Below are 19,780 nucleotides of genomic sequence, written 5' to 3' on the forward strand. Positions count from 1 at the left end.
TCATCCTTCCTTCACTAGATTAATAAAATTTGTAATTATTTTGACACCATAGTCTGTAGCAAATGATTCAGGATGGTACTGAATACCGTAATGCGGTCTTTCTTTATGCTCAAATGACTGTATACAATCTTTGGTACGTCCAGTAATTTTCAATTCTTCTGGAAAATTGTCAGGGTTACTTATTAATGAATGATATCTCATAATTGAAAACTGTTCTGGAACATCTTGATATAACACTTTGTGAGTATTTGAAGTGATACTTATAGTATCAACTTTGCCGTGCATAACCTTGTCGCCTTTAATGACTTCTCCACCGTAGTAACAAGTCAGTGCCTGAGCCCCTAAACATATACCTAAAATGGGTTTGTGTTGATAGGTTGATATGATTTTCATCAACTGTTGATCGTCTAATGGATGCCCTGGACCAGGAGATATAATAACAGCGTCCACCGATTGATTCAGCACATTATCATCATCAGGGTATTGAACAATGACGTCAGTATGTTGAGCAACAATATCCACTAGGTTATATGTAAAGGAATCATAATTATCTACAACTAAGATCATGGGCTCACCTCCAATAAGCTTTTAGCTTTCAATTTCGTTTCATTTAGTTCTTTTTCAGGAATAGAATCATATACAACGCCACAACCAGCTTCTACGTTGATATACTGCTCATCTATCATCATCGTTCGAATTGCTAAAGCAAAATCTAAGTTATGATTACAATTTATGTATCCAACACCACCACTATAAACGCCTCGTTTATGTGGATATTGTTCATATATTCTTTCAATTGCACGTAATTTTGGTGCACCTGAAACGGTACCTGTTGGTAATAAATTCGCAATAACTGTCATTGGTGATAAATTTTGATTTATTTTACCTGTGATTTCACTTACGATATGCATAACATGTTCATATTTTTCAATAACCATTAATTTAGTAATTTTTGAGGTACCGATTTTACTTACTCTATGAATATCATTACGTCCTAAATCAACTAGCATACGATGTTCGCTGCATTCTTTTGGATCATTAAGTAGTTGTTTCATATTCTCATTATCTATTTGTGTCGTCTCACCACGTTGAATCGTACCTGCAATAGGATTAGTTGTTACAATTTGATCTTTGACACTTACGAAACTTTCGGGAGAACTACCGACAATATAGGGTTTATCGATATTAAGATAATACATATATGGACTTGGGTTTTGTCGTTTTAAATTTTGATACAGTTGAAACGAAAGTTGATTTAAATGCTGACTAGCATGATGCGCATATTTGTAAATTCTTGATGGCACAACTTGGAACATATCCCCTTCTGTTATTTTCTCTTTGAAATACTGAATCATTTCGATAAATCTTTCTTCAGAAATATTTGATTGAATTTCTTTAGTTTTAAAATCAAAATCTTGTGTAGGCATGAATGGTTGGATTTTAGTTAAGTCTTCGATAGACTTATTAACTCGATTCTCAAGATCTGATTTTGTTGAATTTGAAAATTGATTCGTCGCGATGATATATAACTCATCTTTGTAATGGTCAAATACATAAACTTGTTCAACCATATATAACCTTACATCGTGCTGCTTGTGATCTTCTAATTGTATTGATTGCAATTTAGGAAATTCATGTCTTACTAAATCAAAGCTACACGTCCCAACATATCCAGATATAAACGGTAATGACTTAAGTTGCTCATCTTGAATATTATGGTAGTCTTCATTTATTTTAGTCGTTAAATAATGGTACGGTCTTTCAATGATTTGATACGATTCTTTTAAAGTGCTTACTGATAATACATCATTATCTAAAGTTAAAGTGCCATAAATATCAAAAATAACAACTGAATAGCGACCTTTAGTTTGTTGTTGATTTGTACTTTCCAAAATGATCTTCTTGGAATGAAGTTGTGCTAAAACTTCTGGCGTTACATTTGCTTTTATTTTTTTATAAAATATATCCATTCTATACGCTCCTTTCAAAAAAGCGCCAGCATCCTTATCAATATAAAGGACGCTGACGCGTGGTACCACCTAAATTAACCGAATATTCGAAATATTCATAGTTCACTCTTTACTATATATAATTTTTCTGTTGCAGACAAAACCCAATTTCATTAATCTCGGTGTTAGTTCACATCATCCACTAACTTTCTGTTGCTACCTTTAATTAACTACTACATTTTGTCTAAATAAAAAGACACCACATAACGCATATACCTGTAAGGACGCGTTACCGTGGTGCCACCTTAGTTAACATAATTCATGTTCACTTTCAAAACTCATTCAATTGTTTTCCAAAGTCCAATTCACAAGATATGGCGTGCTAATTCCCATCACCCATTAGCTTTCTATTTGCTACGTTTCATATCTGCTACTATTTCTTTAGAAAATTCTAATTATTTTTATAGTTCATTATATTACATAGGTCGTTCACATTTGTCAACACTAATTGTTTACTCAATTGGTGATAAGCAATATGCATATAGTAATTTCTCTGTCGCTTTAATAGAATCAATATGTGTTCGTTCCATTGCATGAGATGATTCAATGCCAGCGCCAAATAAACCATGTCTGATATCCGCACCAGCATGTAAAGCTGCTGAAGCATCTGAACCATAATATGGATATATGTCGACTTTATATGGAATGTTATTTATTTTGCAAAGATTAACTAGGTGCGATTTCAATTGCTTATGATATGGACCTGAAGCATCTTTGGCACAAATAGAAACTGTATATTCATCCGATGCTTGACCGTCTCCCAACGCGCCCATATCTAATGCAATATATTCTTTGATTTTCGAATCAATTGATGCATTTGCACCGTAACCTATTTCTTCGTTATTAGAAATATAAAATTGCGTTGTATGTGGTAATATTATTTGCTCTTCTTTTAATTTCTTTAGTAATTGTAGTATCATCGCTACGCTAGCTTTATCATCTAAATGGCGAGATTTAATGAAACCTGATGACGTGATAACTGTACGTGGATCAAAGCTAACAAAATCACCTACTGAAATACCTAAACTCTTTGTATCTTCTTCTGATGTAGTTACTTCATCAACTCTTATTTCCATATGCTTTTGGTCTCTAGTTATTTCATGATTATTTTTATATACATGAACACTTGTTTCATGCAGACAAATTGTTCCTGTATATATTTGACCAGCATCAGTTTTAATTTGGCAATATTCACCCTCAATCGCGTTATACGTGAATCCTCCAATTAATTCTATTGCTAAGCGCCCATCTTCTTTAATTTCTTTAACCATTGCACCTAAAGTATCAACATGAGCAGTAATACAGCGTTGTACTTCATCATTTTTGCCTGGCACTGTTATTAATAACGCACCTTTATTTGTTAGTGTTGTTTGATAACCCAAGTCTTTTGCATATTTTTCGACAAATTGAATTGCTTCTTCTGTGTCTCCTGAAGGACTATTAATACCTGTTAATGTTTTAATCATTTCTAATATTGGTTCCATTGATTTACCCCTCCGTTGCCATTGTGTTACTATACTCTTTATTGTAGATGATTTATCTCCGTTTATCTATTAATGCTATTATCGATTTTTATTTACTATTGCACTGTGTCAACAGCTCATTTACAATGTTATTATTCTGAAAATTTCGAAATAAGGTGATTTATATGACAACAGTTTTATTTGTTGGGCTTGGATTAATTGGTGGAAGTCTTGCTAGCAATATAAAATACCATAACCCTAATACTAATATTATTGCATACGATGCAGATACTTCTCAGTTAGATAAAGCTAAATCAATCGGTATTATTAATGAAAAATGTTTAAATTATAGTGAAGCTATTAAAAAAGCCGATGTAATTATTTATGCAACACCTGTTGCTATCACAAATAAATATCTTAGCAAGCTTATAGATATGCCAACTAAACCTGGTGTTATTGTTTCTGATACTGGTAGTACTAAAGCAATGATACAGCAACACGAATGCAATTTATTAAAGCATAATATTCATCTAGTCAGTGGTCATCCAATGGCTGGTAGTCATAAATCTGGTGTACTAAATGCTAAAAAGCACTTATTTGAAAACGCTTATTATATTTTAGTCTACAATGAGGCAAGAAATGAGCAAGCAGCAAACACGTTAAAAGAACTGTTATCACCTACTCTTGCTAAATTTATTGTAACTACTGCTTAAGAACACGACTACGTAACAAGCGTCGTAAGTCATTTACCTCATATCGTTGCATCTAGTTTAGTTCATGTTAGTCAAAAGAACGGTCAAGAACATCATTTAGTCAATAAACTTGCAGCTGGTGGTTTTCGTGATATCACTCGTATAGCTAGTAGTAATGCACAAATGTGGAAAGATATCACCTTGAGTAATAAAACGTATATTTTAGAAATGATTCGACAGCTAAAAAGTCAGTTTCAAGATTTAGAAAGACTAATTGAAAGCAATGATTCTGAAAAATTGTTATCATTTTTTGCCGAAGCTAAATCGTATCGTGACGCACTGCCCGCTAAACAACTAGGTGGACTAAATACTGCGTATGATCTATATGTGGATATTCCGGATGAATCAGGTATGATAAGTAAAGTGACTTATATCCTGAGTTTACATAACATATCTATAAGCAACTTAAGAATCTTAGAAGTACGCGAAGATATATACGGTGCTTTAAAAATTAGTTTCAAAAATCCTACTGACCGAGAACGCGGTATGCAAGCATTGAGTGATTTTGATTGTTATATCCAATAATTATTAAGTCTCTTTTGATAAATTCCCATGTATTCTTAGATATTATTGTGAAATCTATTGTGATATATGAAATATTTATCTTTAGAGACTTATTTTATACGAATCACAGTTATATATTCCTTAAACCGTATAATCATTACATTTTATGTCCAGCCATTAAACCTAATCTGCCGTGTTTTGTACCTGCTTCTGTAAACGATACTGCTTTGGACACAATACCTTTGCCGTATTTCAAATGTAATTGGTCTATCGTTTTAGCTAGACATTCGTCACGTTTGCGTTGGTATTCATCTTCAAACAGACTTAACTGTCGCTCATCCTCATTAATAAATTGACTCAAAGATATACTTAGCGTACGATATAGTGCTTGTTTATTACATAATTTATCTGCGAAATGCATTACTACTTTATAAATATCTTTTTCTAAGTTTGTTGGATCTTTCAAAGTATATTGCTTATGTACACCGCCTTCATCACTATAGCCAAAGGCAAAATGTATCGTTCTTGCCACTTTTTTTCTTGCTCGAACTCTGCTAGCAACATCTTCAATTAACTCTTGCATTACTACTTTTGCTTCATCAAAATGATAATCTCTCATTAATATTTGACTTTTGCATATCGATGGATTGCTGATCTTGTGCTTTTCACGTACTTTACTCTGATCTATCCCATTCGCATGTAGATGCATATCAACACCTAAAATACCGAACTCTTTTTTTAAAAATTTATATGGATATTTCGCTAAATCTCCTATAGTAAAAATTCCTCTTTTATTCAATTTGGCTTCTGTTCGACGATTAATACCCCAAAAATCTCGCAAGGGCTGAATTGGCCATAATTTCGTTGGTACATCTTGATATCGCCATTCAGCTATACCATTTTGACTATGCTTCGCTTCAACATCCATAGCAATTTTACTTAATAACATATTAGAACCAATGCCCACAGTACAATAAATGCCTGTTTCTTCATAAATTTCACGTTTAAGTCTTTCGCAAAATGCATGTACTGTAGAACTAAATCTATGATAGCTATCAGTAACATCCATAAAAAATTCGTCAATACTATATTGGTGTAAATCTTCAGGTGGAATATAACGCAATGCAATCTTAGAAATAGCAACTGAAACATTAAGATATTTACGCATACTTGGATTGATAATGTAAATATCATTTCTATGTGGTATTTCAAACAATCGCGACCCTGTCTTGATGCCTAATTCTTTTAATTTAGGTGTCGCAGCCAATACTACAGAACCCTGACGCTTAGTATCTGCAACAACAGCTAACTTTGTTTCTAATGGATCTAGCCCTTTTTCAATACAAGAAACACTCGCAAAAAAACTTTTTTGGTCAATACATAGAACATCCCTATCTTCTAATAAATGATAATTATACACTGTTATTCCTCCCTTACTTGAATTCTATTATATACGAACACGTGTTCTATTTCAACTATTTTAGAACAAGTGTTCTGTTAATTTGCAAATGAATTTTTAAGTATTACATGATATACTCAAATTAATAATGATTAGGAGGTTTGGATGATGCCAATCGTCAATGTAAAATTATTAGAAGGTCGTTCGGATGAACAATTAAAAAATTTAGTTAGCGAAGTTACTGACGCCGTAGAAAAAACAACGGGAGCAAATAGACAAGCAATTCACGTTGTTATAGAAGAAATGAAACCAAACCATTATGGTGTGGCTGGCGTAAGAAAGTCAGATCAATAGTTCTTCATAAGATGCATGCCAAATAATTCTTTGAAAACGAACAAGGCGACTTCTATCTGAGTATGATAGAAATCGCCTTGTTTATTTTTAATCTTCATCTAAAAAGTCTTTAATAGCTTGTTTATTTGTGTTTTTATTAATCTGTAATGCACTACCATCAGTATTTGTATTGACATCTTCGTATGAGTTCTTGATTGGCACAGTCAATGACTTAACATCTTTTTCACCTCGGATACCAAAACTCAAACCTGTTTGGAAAATCCCTGAATCAGGAATGTTTGTATTCACATAGCCTCTTAAAATACCTGCGACTTTTGGTAATTTAACAACTGTTCTAAAATTAACCATTTCTTTTTTCAATGTTTGCATCACTTGTTGCTGACGTCGCACGCGTCCGAAGTCACCTTCAGGGTCGTGACGGAATCTTGCATAACCAAGTAATTCTTTACCATTCAACCTATGGTTACCCTTTTTCAAAGATACACCAATATTTTTCGACATATCTTTTTCGACATTAATTGGTACACCTTCTGGCATTAATTCATCAATCATTTTCTCAAATCCAGTAAAATCAACTACTGCATAATATTCAGGATTAATTCCTAAATTTTTATCAAGTGTTTTTCTAAGTAGCTCTGGACCACCTAAAGCGTATGCTGAATTAATTTTGTGTTTTCCATATCCTGGAATATCTGCATAAATATCACGCATGACAGACATCATTTTCATCTTTTTATTGATAAAGTCATATTGAACAACCATGATAGAATCTGTTCTTGATTGTCCACCTTGTGCTTTATCTGCACCGAGTACAAGAATAGAAATTTTACCATCATTTTTTACTGGTCCATTAAATTGATGTACTTTAACATCTTTCGCATGTTTCTTGGCATATTCTACACCGCTATTGTAACTATGCACAATATATACAACTAATGCGATAAGTAAAATTACAACAATCAGAAGAATGATAGGTAATTTCCTAATTTTCTTCTTCTTTTTTCGCTTAGGCGCCGAAGTGCGATGTTCACTTTGACGTCTATATTCGTTGTCATTAGTTTCTTTATCCATATTTACCTACCTTATATCTTCAAAAATAGATTTTTGTGTACTATAATAATCACATATTAACGTTATATAAAAACAATTCAAAAAGCAAGTGATTTCTTAATAAATCGTACTAAGGTCTAATGAAAGGATGTCAAAAATGAATATTAATACAGCTTATTTTGCCGGAGGTTGCTTTTGGTGTATGACGAAACCATTTGACACCTTTGACGGCATAGAAAAAGTAACTTCTGGATATATGGGCGGACATATTGAAAATCCTACTTACGAACAAGTAAAATCAGGTACGAGTGGTCATTTAGAAACTGTTGAAATTCAATATGATGTTGCATTATTCTCATACAATAAGTTATTAGAAATATTTTTCTCAGTCATTGACCCATTAGATACAGGTGGTCAATATCAAGACCGTGGCCCTCAATATCAAACAGCTATTTTCTACACTAATGATCATCAAAAAGAACTCGCTGAGACTTATATCGAGCAGCTTAAAAATACGATTAATGCTGATAAGGCAATTGCAACAAAAATATTACCAGCGTCACAATTTTACAAAGCCGAAGACTATCACCAAGATTTTTATAAGAAAAATCCAGAGCGCTATGCAGAAGAACAAAAAATACGCCAAGAATACAAAAATAAGCAATAACATTTATACTTGATGAAACTGATTGGACTGATAATAAAAGTTAGGCGACTTAACTTAAGCTCATTTCAATATTAAAATACGGTACAGATAGGAAACTTAAATATTCTTATCTGTACCGTTTTTTATAAATCATTCTTTATAGAAACCAAAAAATCCAAGCGCTTCAGGCATAACTGTATACCTCTTAGCACTTGGATTTTAATTATTTGTGACGTATTACACGCATTACTTTAGAAAGTGATTCCCAAAGCGAATTATCTTTACGATAAACTAAAAAGCGTGGTTCCCAATTCGGATTATATTTAGATTTATAACGACGTAATCCTTGGAAACGATATAGACCGTTGAAATGTTCAAAGACACGGCCTGCAAGTCGTTCTCTTAAATATGAATAATGCAATTGACCAACGTTTGATAACGTTGCCATACCCATATTAAATTTTGTATAACCTTGTTCTTTACTCCAAAGTAACATGTGCAAGTATAATCCATCCATTAATGGTAAATCTAACTCTGGCAACCATCTAATTAAATCGACTGAAATGGCATCATTAAAGTATGTTGGCATTAAACTACAGAATGCAATTACTTCATTTTCTTCATTTCGCATTACACCAATTGGCGCTTTAGATAAGTATTCTTCATTAAATTGACCAACAGAGAAATGCATTTCCTGACGATTATCTAGCCATAAATCACTTACATGTTGAAGTTCATTTATAAATTCAGTTGAAAACGGTGGTTCAATAATTTCGAACGAAATATTAAGTTCATCGAATTTATTTAAAGTCGCTCTAAATCCACGGCGTTTTTTACCTGAAGTTGAAAATTGCGTTAAATCAATAATTGCTTCTTCACCTAATTTGAAAAATTGGTTACCGAAATTATGATATAAAGGCATGTGTTGATCTGTAACTTGATAGAATATAACATCATAGCCTAAATACTCAGCGTAATTATAGAATGCTTCTAACAATTCATCAAAGGCATTTTCATCACCTAACGGATCTCCAAGAACCACTAATGAACTTGCTTTATAACGATACATTAAAAATGCTGTTTTATTTTCATTAGTGAAAAACTGCTTGTCACCACTATATATCAAGTGACTCAAATAATTACCGCCGTACTGATTAATAATCTCCTCGCAATCTTCAATTTTAGAAGAAATACGTACTTTGCTAAATTGATAATCAAACAACCATGCAATCATACCTATGATGATAGCGATGATTAAAATCGTAAGCCAGAAGTAATAGCGCAATACAGATGTATGCATTTCAATCGTATAAATATCTAATGCATATAACGTTCCAGCAATAAATATATGGTTAACATATAAAATAAATAAACTGAATAAAAGCATTGCAACTATATTTCTCATTCTTACTGGGCGTTTCAACCTACGTGCTCTACGGAAAGCTACAATAAGCAGAACAAAAATAATAGCTAACCATGTTATTAAAATATATGAAGCGTAAGTGAAGAATGTCGCCACTGTGATTAATAAAATTGAAATCATAGCAAAGATAATGGCACGTCTACTTTGCTTATAAATACCAACTACATTCAGTAAAAGTAATAAACAAGCACTAGTATGAATTGCCAATAGAATATAATACGTTAAGTGATTTCCATCATATAAAGCATCGTAAACAATCGTTAAGTTATTTACAAAAAAGATCATACTTGTAAAGAATACTAAAATTGCTAATGATAATGATGGAATTTTAGCAATAATATCCTTTTGATAAGACATTAAAAATGACGTAACATCTTTAGCAGGAATAAAGTATTTAGATCCCTCAATGTACTTCTTAGCTGATGTACCAAATTCAAATGATGATAAAATTAATGCAATAATTACCGGTACAAAATAGTACGCAAAACGATATAGAAGTAGCATTAATAATACTTTTTCCTCAGGGACACCTAAAGTTTTAAATCCTAGTAATACAACTAAATCGAAAGCGCCGAAACCACCAGGAATAAAGCTGACTAAACCTGATAATGCAGCAATGATAAATATTGCAATAAAGGACATGAATGATACATGAGCGTCAACAATTACACCACAGAAATATAATACAACTGCAGCTGCTAACCATTCAACACACGACACTAAAGTGCAGTACAATCCTACAAAACGATTGTTTTTATCGGGTGGTCTAACCATTGAATAAATAATGAATAATGGTAAGAAAAATGACACTACATATAATACCCATCTTACCCATGTAATCTTATCTAAGATTAAAGATGCATCGAAAACATGGAATACAATTAGCAATGATAATAAGCTTAAACCTGTCAACATTGAAATCAGTATTAATGAAATAAAGTGAACCAATTTCTTTTTATCATGCGTATAGTTTTTGTAAACCATTGCTCTTACACCGGCACCAATAAAGCCACCAAAGCCTACAATCGCATTTAATGCATTAATGATATAACTTACTCTTAAAACTTTTCCTAATGAAATATCCATTTTTAAAGCTCTAGATAAAATCACATCATACATTGAGAGAATAACAAGCGATGCCCCACCACCAATAAATAATAAGACAAGGGACATACGGTTGATTTTACTAAATTCAACCAAAGTATCTTTAAAGTTAATTCCAGATAACTCTCGATACAACGTGATTACTACAAAAATAAATAAAGCTGTAGCAAACGTAATTTTTAAGATTGAAAATACTTTGTTTTTAACTTCCTGATTCATTTTTTCACATCAATTCTAATTATTTCTGTTATAAATCAAAATATATCATATAAACCATAAAAATAGCATATCATTTACCTTTGATTTATATAACACTTTTGTCATATTGACATCTGTATTAAGAAGTAAATAGAAAATATTTCTATCTCAAACAGAACAATATGGTTATCTATACTGATTCATATTTAACATAAAGAAAATGATGAATCAATACTTATGAAAAATATTATTAATTAACAGCTGATTATGAGTGCTTCTTAATATATTAAAAATACCACTTGTTTTTATTTTCGACATAATAATGAAGTACTAATCAAGTGGCAAATACTCGTTTTATTATTATGTACTTTAGAAACGGCTAAACTTTCGTAAAAATTTATAAGCTAAACATGTGCTGATAATCATAAATGTGAGTGCCCAACATTATAAGCACCATAAAAAATACCAACAAACGTATAGTCTATTGGTATTTTTAATTACTTATTCAACTATTTTATTACTTTCTTTAATATCATATTCACCTACATCATTACCATAGAAACGATTGTATCGACGTTTAAATAATTGGAATAAATGAGTAACTAATACTTTTAAAATAGCATATCCCGGAATACCTAAAATAACGCCTACAATACCAAGCAATTTGCCTGCACAAAGTAAAATGAAAATGATTGTAAGTGGATGAATCTTAAGTGTTTTACCCATGATATTTGGTGAAATGAAGTGCCCTTCAACAAATTGTACTAAAGTCCATACTACTGCTAATTTTAAGAGCATCCACGGCGAAGTTATAGCAGCTATTACAATAGCTGGTGAAATCGCTATTGTAGGCCCTAAATATGGTACAACACTTGTAACTGCCGCAATACTAGCTAATACTAAGCTATATTTCAACCCGATAACCGAATAACCGATAAACAACAATATACCGATACAGAATGAAACAATAATTTGTCCTTGAATGTATGAACCAACTTGAACACTCATTTTTTCAAGTAGATCATGAAAATCTTTTCGGAATTTCGGTGGCATAATATTCGTTGAAAATTCTTTGAAGTGATGTCCATCTTTAAGCATAAAGAATAGTACAAATGGTGTTGTTACAATCACAACGCCAATATTAGCAATCGTTTCTGCAAACGTTGCAATTTTAGACCCAAAGCCATCTGTAAATTCACTTAACATAGATGGTATTTTCTTAGGTAAAGAATTTAACCAATCATTAATTTGACTATAATACGAAGAGAAAAACGTATTATTTGCTATTTTATCAATAGAATTAATTAATTTTTCTAGATATTGCGGTGAATTTTTAACTAAACTATCTACTTGCGAACCAATAATAGGTATCAATAAATTAACAATTAACGTAATAACACCTACTACAGCTAGATAAATAATAGAAATACCTGCAACTCTTGGTATTCTATAACGTTCCATCATATTTACGATTGGGTTAAATAGATAGAATAGAATTAAAGAGACGATGATAGGTGCTGCTATCGTCTTAAAAACGATGATAAAAGGATCAAAAACGTATGATACTTTTTCGAAAATAAAAATAACAATACCCAACAATACTAGAGCTATTAATGAGAAGACTAAATCATTCCCACCAACAAACTTCATATACCGTGATTCGGTAAATTTTAAAAAGTTCTTTCTTATATTCTTTTCATTTTCATTCAATTATAGATTCACCACCACTTAAAATATTCATAAGATGTTGTATAAAAACAGTCCACTTATGTAAAATTACTAACATCAATGATACCATACAAATACCCTTTACAGTAACGAAACGCCCGTATAATGCACTTAATTTAGGAATGATTAATCCTTTCTTCAAAATGATGAATGTGTAATGTTAAATATATAATTTCAGACTCACTGATAGTAACATCAAATTGTTTTTGTATCATAGTTAAAATTTTATATGCTGTGTTATAGCAAATCGGATAGTGATTTTTAATCATAGACACAAAATCATCTTGTGCATGTATATATTCTTTTCTTCTTAATCGGCGAATTAAAAATTGTACATGTCTTATAAAACGTTGGTATTGTAATGATTCCTTATCAACAGTTGTCACAAGGTCTGATTCAATGATATCTATACCTTTTTTAATAACATTATTGATCAAAGTCATCTCATGCATAGATAAATCTTCTGTGTTAGATGCAATATGTAATGCAATAAATCCTATCTCATCTTCAGGAAAATGTACATCTAATGCTGCATTTAACTGATCAATTACCTGTTTAGCAATATGATATGCATCACTATATAACTGCATAGTTTCCATAACAAATGGATTGCTAATAACTTGATTTTGTTTTAAGCGTTTATATGCAAATATAATATGATCCGTTAATGAAACTACAAGTTGTTTTGAATCAACATTCATCGCAGTATTAGAAATAAAATTTAACGAATCAATAATTACTTGTAATACATTATCATCAGCGATTTCAACTAAACTTTTATAATGTGCTTTTTGTTGCTCACTCTCTAATTTATAAATTTTCTCTATTGTAATAGTTTGGTCGTTTAACGTCATTCCCTCTTTTTTGTTAAAACCAATACCTTTACCGATTAAAATAACTTCTTGATCATTATTAGTACATACTACGACATTGTTGTTCAATGTTTTAGTAACAATATATTCTCCCATTATCATCACCTATTTTTCTATTATTAAGATTATATATCGGAAATGCCTAACTTGAAAGTATAATAAATTAAATACTTGTGTTCTATTACACGCCTATCCTATATGATACATCTTAATTTAATTTCGATGCCTCTCAAAGTGGAATAACTATAATAAAAAAATCTGACTCCCATATTTACAAATAATTCTATTTATTTATATATTATCTGAATTAATACTCAATACAAACTAAAACGTACTATTAAATTGTGCAAAGCTAAAATAAATTTATATTCATCTATCCAACAATATGTCTTATCAATGGTATAGTCTTTGCACACCAATGGAGGAAATAAATCTCAACCTTACTATATTAATATATAATCAAATCTTGGATTAACTAGTGTAATGATACAGATGATTATTGAGTACAAATTTAAAACCCTGAGATTTTCGCTTTAATTTGAAAACCTCAGGGTTTATTTGATTTTTATATAATGAATCGTTACATTAAAAATATTTATTTATCAGAGTTCTTATATTTGTTAGCGCCCCAAGCACTAATTCCAAATAAGTTAATTTCTAAGTTTTCAGGTTTAAAGACAGGATTCTTGCCTTCTTTTTTCTGCTTTTGATAATCTTTCATCAATGCAAAAGCTACATTGGACAGTCCTATAATGGAAATAATGTTTACAATTGCCATTAAGCCCATAAATAAGTCTGCCGTATTCCATACTGTTTCTGTTTTTACAACTGCACCGACAAAGACAAGTACTACAACAAGACATCTAAAGATAAATAATATTACACGGTTTGTTGATAAAAATTCAATATTAGATTGACCGTAATAGTAATTACCTACAACAGATGAAAATGCAAACAGTGTAACTGCTATTGTTAAGAAAATACCTCCAGCAGAACCTAAATGCTCATTAAGTGCTGATTGAGTAACTGCAACACCTTGAGGTGCGTTATCACCAAATTTCAATCCTGAATATAGTAAAATCATGATTGCAGTTGCTGTACAAACCAACATTGTATCAAAGAACACACCTAATGATTGGATTAAACCTTGCTTAACAGGGTGTGGCACGGCAGCAGTTGCCGCTGCATTCGGCGCAGAACCCATACCAGCTTCGTTAGAGAATAAACCACGTTTGATACCTTGAAGAACCGCAGCACCTACAGCGCCACCAGTTACTTGTTCGATACCAAATGCACTTTTAATAATCGTACCTATCATAGGAACAATTTGATCTAAATTAAATAGCAATATTACTAAAACCATACCAATGTAAATGATAGCCATAATCGGTACAATTAACGAAGATAACGTAGCAATACTACGTACACCACCAAATATAATAATAGCTGTTACGATTGCTAAAATAATACCTGTGATTACTGGACTAATATTATATTGCGTATTTAACGACTCCGCAATTGTATTAGATTGCACTGTGTTAAATACAAATGCAAATGTAATTGTAATTAAAATCGCAAATACGATACCTAGCCATTTTTGATTTAAACCTTTAGTAATATAGTAAGCTGGACCACCACGGAATCCACCATCTTTATCATGTACTTTATAAACCTGAGCCAAAGTCGCTTCTATAAATGCACTCGCTGCACCTATAAATGCAATAACCCACATCCAAAACACTGCACCTGGACCGCCTAAAACAATCGCAGTCGCAACACCAGCAATATTACCAGTACCAACTCTCGAACCAGCACTAATAGCAAATGCTTGGAATGGCGAAATACCCTTCTTACCATCTTCTAAAGTTTCTGGACGTTCTACTAAAGCTCTAAACATTTCAGGTAACATTCGTAATTGAACGAATTTAGAACTAATTGTAAAGAAGAATCCAGCTGTCAATAATAGACCAATTAAATATTGAGACCATATTAAATCGGTACCAACATGGACAAATTCTTTAAACCATCCAGGAATTAAACTATCGAAATCTTTCAAAATAAACCCCTCGCATCCTCTACATGAATCATGCACCTTCTATAAAATTAGACCGAATTGAAACTTCAGTAAATATAGAGATACATCATCATTTCTTATACAATACAAGAGATTTATATTAGTTTGGTCAAAGTATATCGCTAATTTAACGATAAGTACTTGGTCAGCATTTAATATAAATCCCTTGAATTTAGTCAAAATTTAACATTACTGTATTTTATCATTTAATTTCGTGATTGCATATAGTTTTTAGCTAATATACATGTCTATTACTTCACCAAAATCATCTGTATCTACAATGAATGAGCCATTTGTATATTGTTCAGATTTATGAATATCATTAATTAAACCATGTTCTTCATTTGATTTTGAATATAATGTATATTGACTATGTTCACCTGTCACTACATGTGCAGCTACAATACGATGTGGATTTTTCTTTAATTCTTTTAATAAAGTTATTCCACGTTGCGCTCTTTTAGCAACTTGTAAGATTTTAAAACTAATACGTTTTAACGAGCCGCGTTGTGTGGCCATCAATATAGTATCATTTTCAGAAACACCTTCTGTCATAACAACGAAATCTTCAGCTTTAAGATTTATTGATTTAACACCAGCTGCCCTTAATCCGGTATCTGATAGTTCACTTGTATTATACGTTAATGACATACCTTTATTAGTAATGACGGTAATTAATTGATCTCTTTCAAAGCGCATAACACTAATCAAATCATCATTTTCTTTAACTTTAGTAGCAATTAAAGGTTTATTAAAACGCGTTGTTTTAAATAGAGGCACTGTACTTTTCTTAATCATGCCATTTTGAGTCGCAAAAACATAAAATGCATCTGTATTAAAGTCCTTTTCATTAAAGACATTAATAACCACTTCATCTTCTTCGATAGGAACTATTTGTGATACATGTTGCCCCAATTCTTTCCAACGAATATCTGCTAATTTATGAACCGGTATAAATAGATAACGACCTTTATTTGTAAATACTAGTACGGTATCTTGCGTATTTACTTCTTGATGTTTAAGTAAACTGTCACCATCTTTTAAACCAATATCTTCAACACCGCTAGCATTAAAGCTACGAATAGAAGTACGTTTAATATATCCATGACGTGTCATACTTAAAATAACTTCTTCACTAGGCACCATAACTTCTTTGTCAATTTTAATTTCTTCAATTTCTGCTTCAATTAAAGACAGTCGTTCAGATTTGAATTTCTTTTTAATTTCATTCAATTCTTCTTTTATGACATTCAATAATGCATCATGGTTATCAAGAATATGACGTAATTGTTTGATTAATGCTTCAAGTTCTTTATGTTCACCTTCAAGCGCAACTATGTCAGTGTTTGTTAAACGATATAACTGTAACATTACAATTGCTTCAGCCTGTTCTTCTGTGAACTCGAATACTTCGATAAGGTTTCCTTTAGCGTCACGCTTGTTTTTAGAGCTACGAATCAATTCGATTACTTTATCTAAAATTGACAACGCTTTAATCAAACCTTCAACGATATGCATTCGTTTTTCAGCATTATCTAATTCAAACTTCGTTCTATTTGCAACAACCTCAATTTGATGATTCAAATAACTATCAATAATTTGACGAATACCCATCAATTTTGGACGACCATCACTAATAGCGACCATGTTGAAATTATATGAAATCTGTAAATCAGAGTTTTTATAAAGATAATTTTTGATTGATTCACTGTTCACATCTTTTTTCAATTCAATTGCTATTCGTAAACCAGTTCTATCAGTTTCATCACGTACTTCAACGATACCATCGACTTTTTTGTCAGCACGTAATTCATCGATACGTTTTACTAAACTACTTTTGTTCACTTCATATGGAATTTCAGTAATAATTAACTGTTTACGTCCATTGCGTAAAGTTTCTTCTTCAACTTTAGAACGAACTATAATTCTACCTTTACCTGATTCATAAGCTTTTTTAATACCATCAATACCTTGAATAATACCACCAGTTGGAAAATCAGGACCTTTAATATATTTCATTAATTGATTGACTGTAATATCCGGATTATCAATATATTTAAGTGTTGCTTGAATCACTTCAGCTAAATTATGTGGTGGTATATCTGTCGCGTAACCTGCAGATATACCTGTAGAACCATTCACTAGTAAGTTAGGAAATCTTGATGGCAATACCATTGGTTCGAGTGTCGTATCATCATAGTTTGGAATGAAAGAAACTGTCTCTTTATTAATATCACGTAATAACTCTTCAGCTAGTAAGCTTAACTTAGCTTCAGTGTAACGCATTGCCGCTGGCGGATCATTATCGATACTACCATTATTACCATGCATTTCTATTAAGACATGTCGTAACTTCCAGTCTTGACTTAAACGGACCATTGCTTCGTACACTGAGGAGTCTCCATGTGGATGATATTGACCAATAACATCACCGACTGTTTTCGCACTTTTACGGAAATTTTTATCGTGTGTATTACCACTTGAATACATTGCATATAAAATACGACGTTGTACTGGTTTTAAACCATCACGAACATCTGGCAATGCACGCTCTTGAATAATATATTTACTATATCTTCCAAAGCGATCACCTAAAACATCTTCAAGTGATAAATCTTGAATTATTTCACTCACTAGATTTCCTCCTCATCAAATTGATCATTTTCAAGTACTTGTACTTCAGAATTATCTAAAATACTTTGGTCCTCTTGCATACCAAACTCAACGTGCTTTTCAATCCATTCACGTCTAGGTTGTACTTTGTCACCCATTAATGTTGTTACACGTTTAGATGAACGCACTTCATCTTCAACTTGTACACGAATTAAAGTTCGTGTTTCTGGGTTCATCGTCGTTTCCCATAATTGTTCAGGGTTCATCTCACCCAAACCTTTGTAACGTTGTAACGTGAAGCCCTTACCAAGTTCTTTTTGCAATTTATTAAGCTCTTCGTCTGTCCAAGCGTATTCAACTCGCTTTGTTTTGCCTTTACCTTTTTCCAATTTATAAAGTGGAGGTAAAGCTATAAATACACGACCTGCTTGAACAAGCGGTTTCATATATTTGAAGAAGAATGTTAACAATAGCACTTGAATATGCGCACCATCAGTATCAGCATCAGTCATAATAATTACACGATTATAATTACTATCTTCAATTTTAAAGTCAGTACCAACGCCTGCCCCGATTGTGTGGATAATTGTATTAATTTCTTCATTTTTAAAAATATCTTCTAGACGTGCTTTCTCTGTATTAATTACCTTACCACGTAATGGTAATATCGCTTGGAATTTGCGGTCTCGTCCAAGTTTTGCTGAACCTCCCGCAGAATCACCTTCGACTAAATACAATTCATTTTTTTCAGTGTTTTTACTTTGTGCAGGTGTTAATTTACCAGATAGCAAAGTGTCTTTACGCTTGTTTTTCTTACCTGAACGAGCATCTTCACGAGCTTTACGTGCAGCTTCCCTTGCTTGTTGTGCTTTAATCGCTTTTTTCACAAGTGATTTAGACAATTGTCCTTTTTCTTCTAAATAGAATGGCAATTTGTCTGCAACAACTGAATCAACAGCACTTCTAGCTTCAGAAGTACCCAATTTAGATTTCGTTTGTCCTTCAAATTGTAATAATTCTTCTGGAATACGTACAGACACAACAGCTGTTAAACCTTCACGAATATCATTACCATCTAAGTTTTTATCTTTTGTTTTAAGTTCATTAATACGACGTGCATAATCATTAAATACACGTGTCATTGCTGTTTTAAAACCAACTTCATGTGTACCACCATCTTTAGTACGTACATTATTTACAAAACTTAAAATACTTTCTGAATATTGATCATTATATTGGAAAGCTACGTCTACCTCTATACCATTTGCTTCACCTGAAAATGTAGCCACGTCATGCAAAACTTCTTTTCCTTCATTGACATAACTAACAAACTCTTTGATTCCTTCTTCATAATGGTAATGCTCTTGACGCTCTTTACCACTGCGTAAATCATTAAGCGTTATTTTTAAATTTTTCAATAAGAACGCAGACTCTTGTAGTCGTTCGCTTAAAACATCAAAATTAAATGATGTAGATGCTTTAAAAATTGTGTCATCAGGTTTAAATGTTACTTTGGTACCTGTTTTCTTAGTTTTACCTTTTTTCACTAAACCAGAAGATGGCGAACCACCGTTTTTAAAACTTTGATGAT

Annotated in this window: 14 protein-coding genes and 1 pseudogene; 3 read left to right on the plus strand and 12 right to left on the minus strand. The window is 32.0% G+C overall.

Annotated features, from left to right (window positions below; all coding sequences use genetic code 11):
- The 3 genes from IDG65_RS01885 to IDG65_RS01895 all read right to left on the minus strand — a co-directional run bounded on the left by IDG65_RS01885 (position 1) and on the right by IDG65_RS01895 (position 3,493).
- Positions 1–567 (minus strand): anthranilate synthase component II, encoded by a 567-nt coding sequence (locus IDG65_RS01885; protein ID WP_000604814.1) that lies wholly within the window; start codon positions 565–567, stop codon positions 1–3.
- A complete protein-coding gene (locus IDG65_RS01890; RefSeq protein ID WP_000350969.1) occupies positions 564–1,970 on the minus strand; it encodes an anthranilate synthase component I in 1,407 nt (468 codons plus the stop codon). The genes IDG65_RS01885 and IDG65_RS01890 overlap by 4 nt, the downstream gene beginning before the upstream one ends.
- Before the next feature lie 491 nt (positions 1,971–2,461).
- Positions 2,462–3,493: a M42 family metallopeptidase gene (locus IDG65_RS01895; RefSeq protein ID WP_000433349.1), complete on the minus strand. Its 1,032-nt coding sequence runs from the start codon at positions 3,491–3,493 to the stop codon at positions 2,462–2,464.
- 164 nt (positions 3,494–3,657) lie between these two features.
- On the opposite strand from IDG65_RS01895, the pseudogene IDG65_RS01900 reads away from it, so the two are divergent.
- Positions 3,658–4,749, plus strand: a pseudogene (locus IDG65_RS01900) (prephenate dehydrogenase).
- Between the two features lie 136 nt (positions 4,750–4,885).
- On the opposite strand, the gene IDG65_RS01905 reads toward IDG65_RS01900, so the two are convergent.
- The gene (locus IDG65_RS01905) at positions 4,886–6,148 is read right to left on the minus strand and encodes a Y-family DNA polymerase (protein WP_000283034.1); all 1,263 of its coding nucleotides are present in this window, start codon (positions 6,146–6,148) and stop codon (positions 4,886–4,888) included.
- A gap of 147 nt (positions 6,149–6,295) precedes the next feature.
- On the opposite strand from IDG65_RS01905, the gene IDG65_RS01910 reads away from it, so the two are divergent.
- Positions 6,296–6,481, plus strand: coding sequence for a 2-hydroxymuconate tautomerase (locus IDG65_RS01910; protein ID WP_001123276.1), 186 nt, complete (start codon positions 6,296–6,298; stop codon positions 6,479–6,481).
- 87 nt (positions 6,482–6,568) lie between these two features.
- On the opposite strand, the gene IDG65_RS01915 is transcribed toward IDG65_RS01910, so the two are convergent.
- The gene (locus tag IDG65_RS01915) at positions 6,569–7,552 is read right to left on the minus strand and encodes an LCP family protein (RefSeq protein ID WP_000356975.1); all 984 of its coding nucleotides are present in this window, start codon (positions 7,550–7,552) and stop codon (positions 6,569–6,571) included.
- A gap of 136 nt (positions 7,553–7,688) precedes the next feature.
- Here IDG65_RS01915 and msrA point away from each other — a divergent pair, with 136 nt between their 5' ends.
- On the plus strand, positions 7,689–8,198 hold the full coding sequence (msrA, locus tag IDG65_RS01920; RefSeq protein ID WP_001024830.1) for a peptide-methionine (S)-S-oxide reductase MsrA: 510 nt from the start codon (positions 7,689–7,691) through the stop codon (positions 8,196–8,198).
- A 202-nt stretch (positions 8,199–8,400) separates the two neighbouring features.
- Here the strand turns inward: msrA and mprF are convergent, their stop codons facing one another.
- From mprF to IDG65_RS01955, 7 genes are all read right to left on the minus strand, one after another.
- Positions 8,401–10,923, minus strand: a complete 2,523-nt coding sequence (gene mprF / locus IDG65_RS01925) for a bifunctional lysylphosphatidylglycerol flippase/synthetase MprF (protein WP_001071165.1) — start codon at positions 10,921–10,923, stop codon at positions 8,401–8,403.
- Between the two features lie 480 nt (positions 10,924–11,403).
- On the minus strand, positions 11,404–12,612 hold the full coding sequence (gene cozEb / locus IDG65_RS01930; protein ID WP_001004752.1) for a cell elongation protein CozEb: 1,209 nt from the start codon (positions 12,610–12,612) through the stop codon (positions 11,404–11,406).
- Positions 12,605–12,772: a hypothetical protein gene (locus IDG65_RS01935; RefSeq protein WP_031789478.1), complete on the minus strand. Its 168-nt coding sequence runs from the start codon at positions 12,770–12,772 to the stop codon at positions 12,605–12,607. The genes cozEb and IDG65_RS01935 overlap by 8 nt, the downstream gene beginning before the upstream one ends.
- Positions 12,747–13,598 carry a glucose PTS transporter transcription antiterminator GlcT gene (glcT, locus tag IDG65_RS01940; protein ID WP_000505017.1) on the minus strand — a complete coding sequence of 284 codons (852 nt, stop codon included), beginning with the start codon at positions 13,596–13,598 and terminating at the stop codon, positions 12,747–12,749. Before glcT ends, IDG65_RS01935 begins: the two co-directional genes overlap by 26 nt.
- Positions 13,599–14,097: 499 nt before the next feature.
- Positions 14,098–15,558, minus strand: a complete 1,461-nt coding sequence (gene alsT / locus IDG65_RS01945) for a glutamine transporter AlsT (RefSeq protein ID WP_000651160.1) — start codon at positions 15,556–15,558, stop codon at positions 14,098–14,100.
- Positions 15,559–15,807: 249 nt separating this feature from the next.
- Positions 15,808–18,210 (minus strand): DNA topoisomerase IV subunit A, encoded by a 2,403-nt coding sequence (gene parC / locus IDG65_RS01950; protein WP_031928669.1) that lies wholly within the window; start codon positions 18,208–18,210, stop codon positions 15,808–15,810.
- Positions 18,210–19,780: DNA gyrase/topoisomerase IV subunit B (locus tag IDG65_RS01955; protein ID WP_206174016.1), on the minus strand; the 1,571-nt coding region annotated here is incomplete at its 5' end. The genes IDG65_RS01955 and parC, both read right to left, overlap by 1 nt.

The sequence above is a fragment of the Staphylococcus sp. EG-SA-17 genome (assembly GCF_017151845.1).
Classification (GTDB): Bacteria; Bacillota; Bacilli; order Staphylococcales; family Staphylococcaceae; genus Staphylococcus; species Staphylococcus aureus.

Excerpts from the sequence above, each read along its gene's own strand:
- IDG65_RS01915 (WP_000356975.1), bottom strand. The coding sequence starts at position 7,552 with ATGGATAAAGAAACTAATGACAACGAATATAGACGTCAAAGTGAACAT.
- IDG65_RS01895 (WP_000433349.1), bottom strand. The coding sequence starts at position 3,493 with ATGGAACCAATATTAGAAATGATTAAAACATTAACAGGTATTAATAGT.
- mprF (WP_001071165.1), bottom strand. The coding sequence starts at position 10,923 with ATGAATCAGGAAGTTAAAAACAAAGTATTTTCAATCTTAAAAATTACG.
- IDG65_RS01885 (WP_000604814.1), bottom strand. The coding sequence starts at position 567 with ATGATCTTAGTTGTAGATAATTATGATTCCTTTACATATAACCTAGTG.
- IDG65_RS01910 (WP_001123276.1), top strand. The coding sequence starts at position 6,296 with ATGCCAATCGTCAATGTAAAATTATTAGAAGGTCGTTCGGATGAACAA.
- glcT (WP_000505017.1), bottom strand. The coding sequence starts at position 13,598 with ATGGGAGAATATATTGTTACTAAAACATTGAACAACAATGTCGTAGTA.
- msrA (WP_001024830.1), top strand. The coding sequence starts at position 7,689 with ATGAATATTAATACAGCTTATTTTGCCGGAGGTTGCTTTTGGTGTATG.
- IDG65_RS01890 (WP_000350969.1), bottom strand. The coding sequence starts at position 1,970 with ATGGATATATTTTATAAAAAAATAAAAGCAAATGTAACGCCAGAAGTT.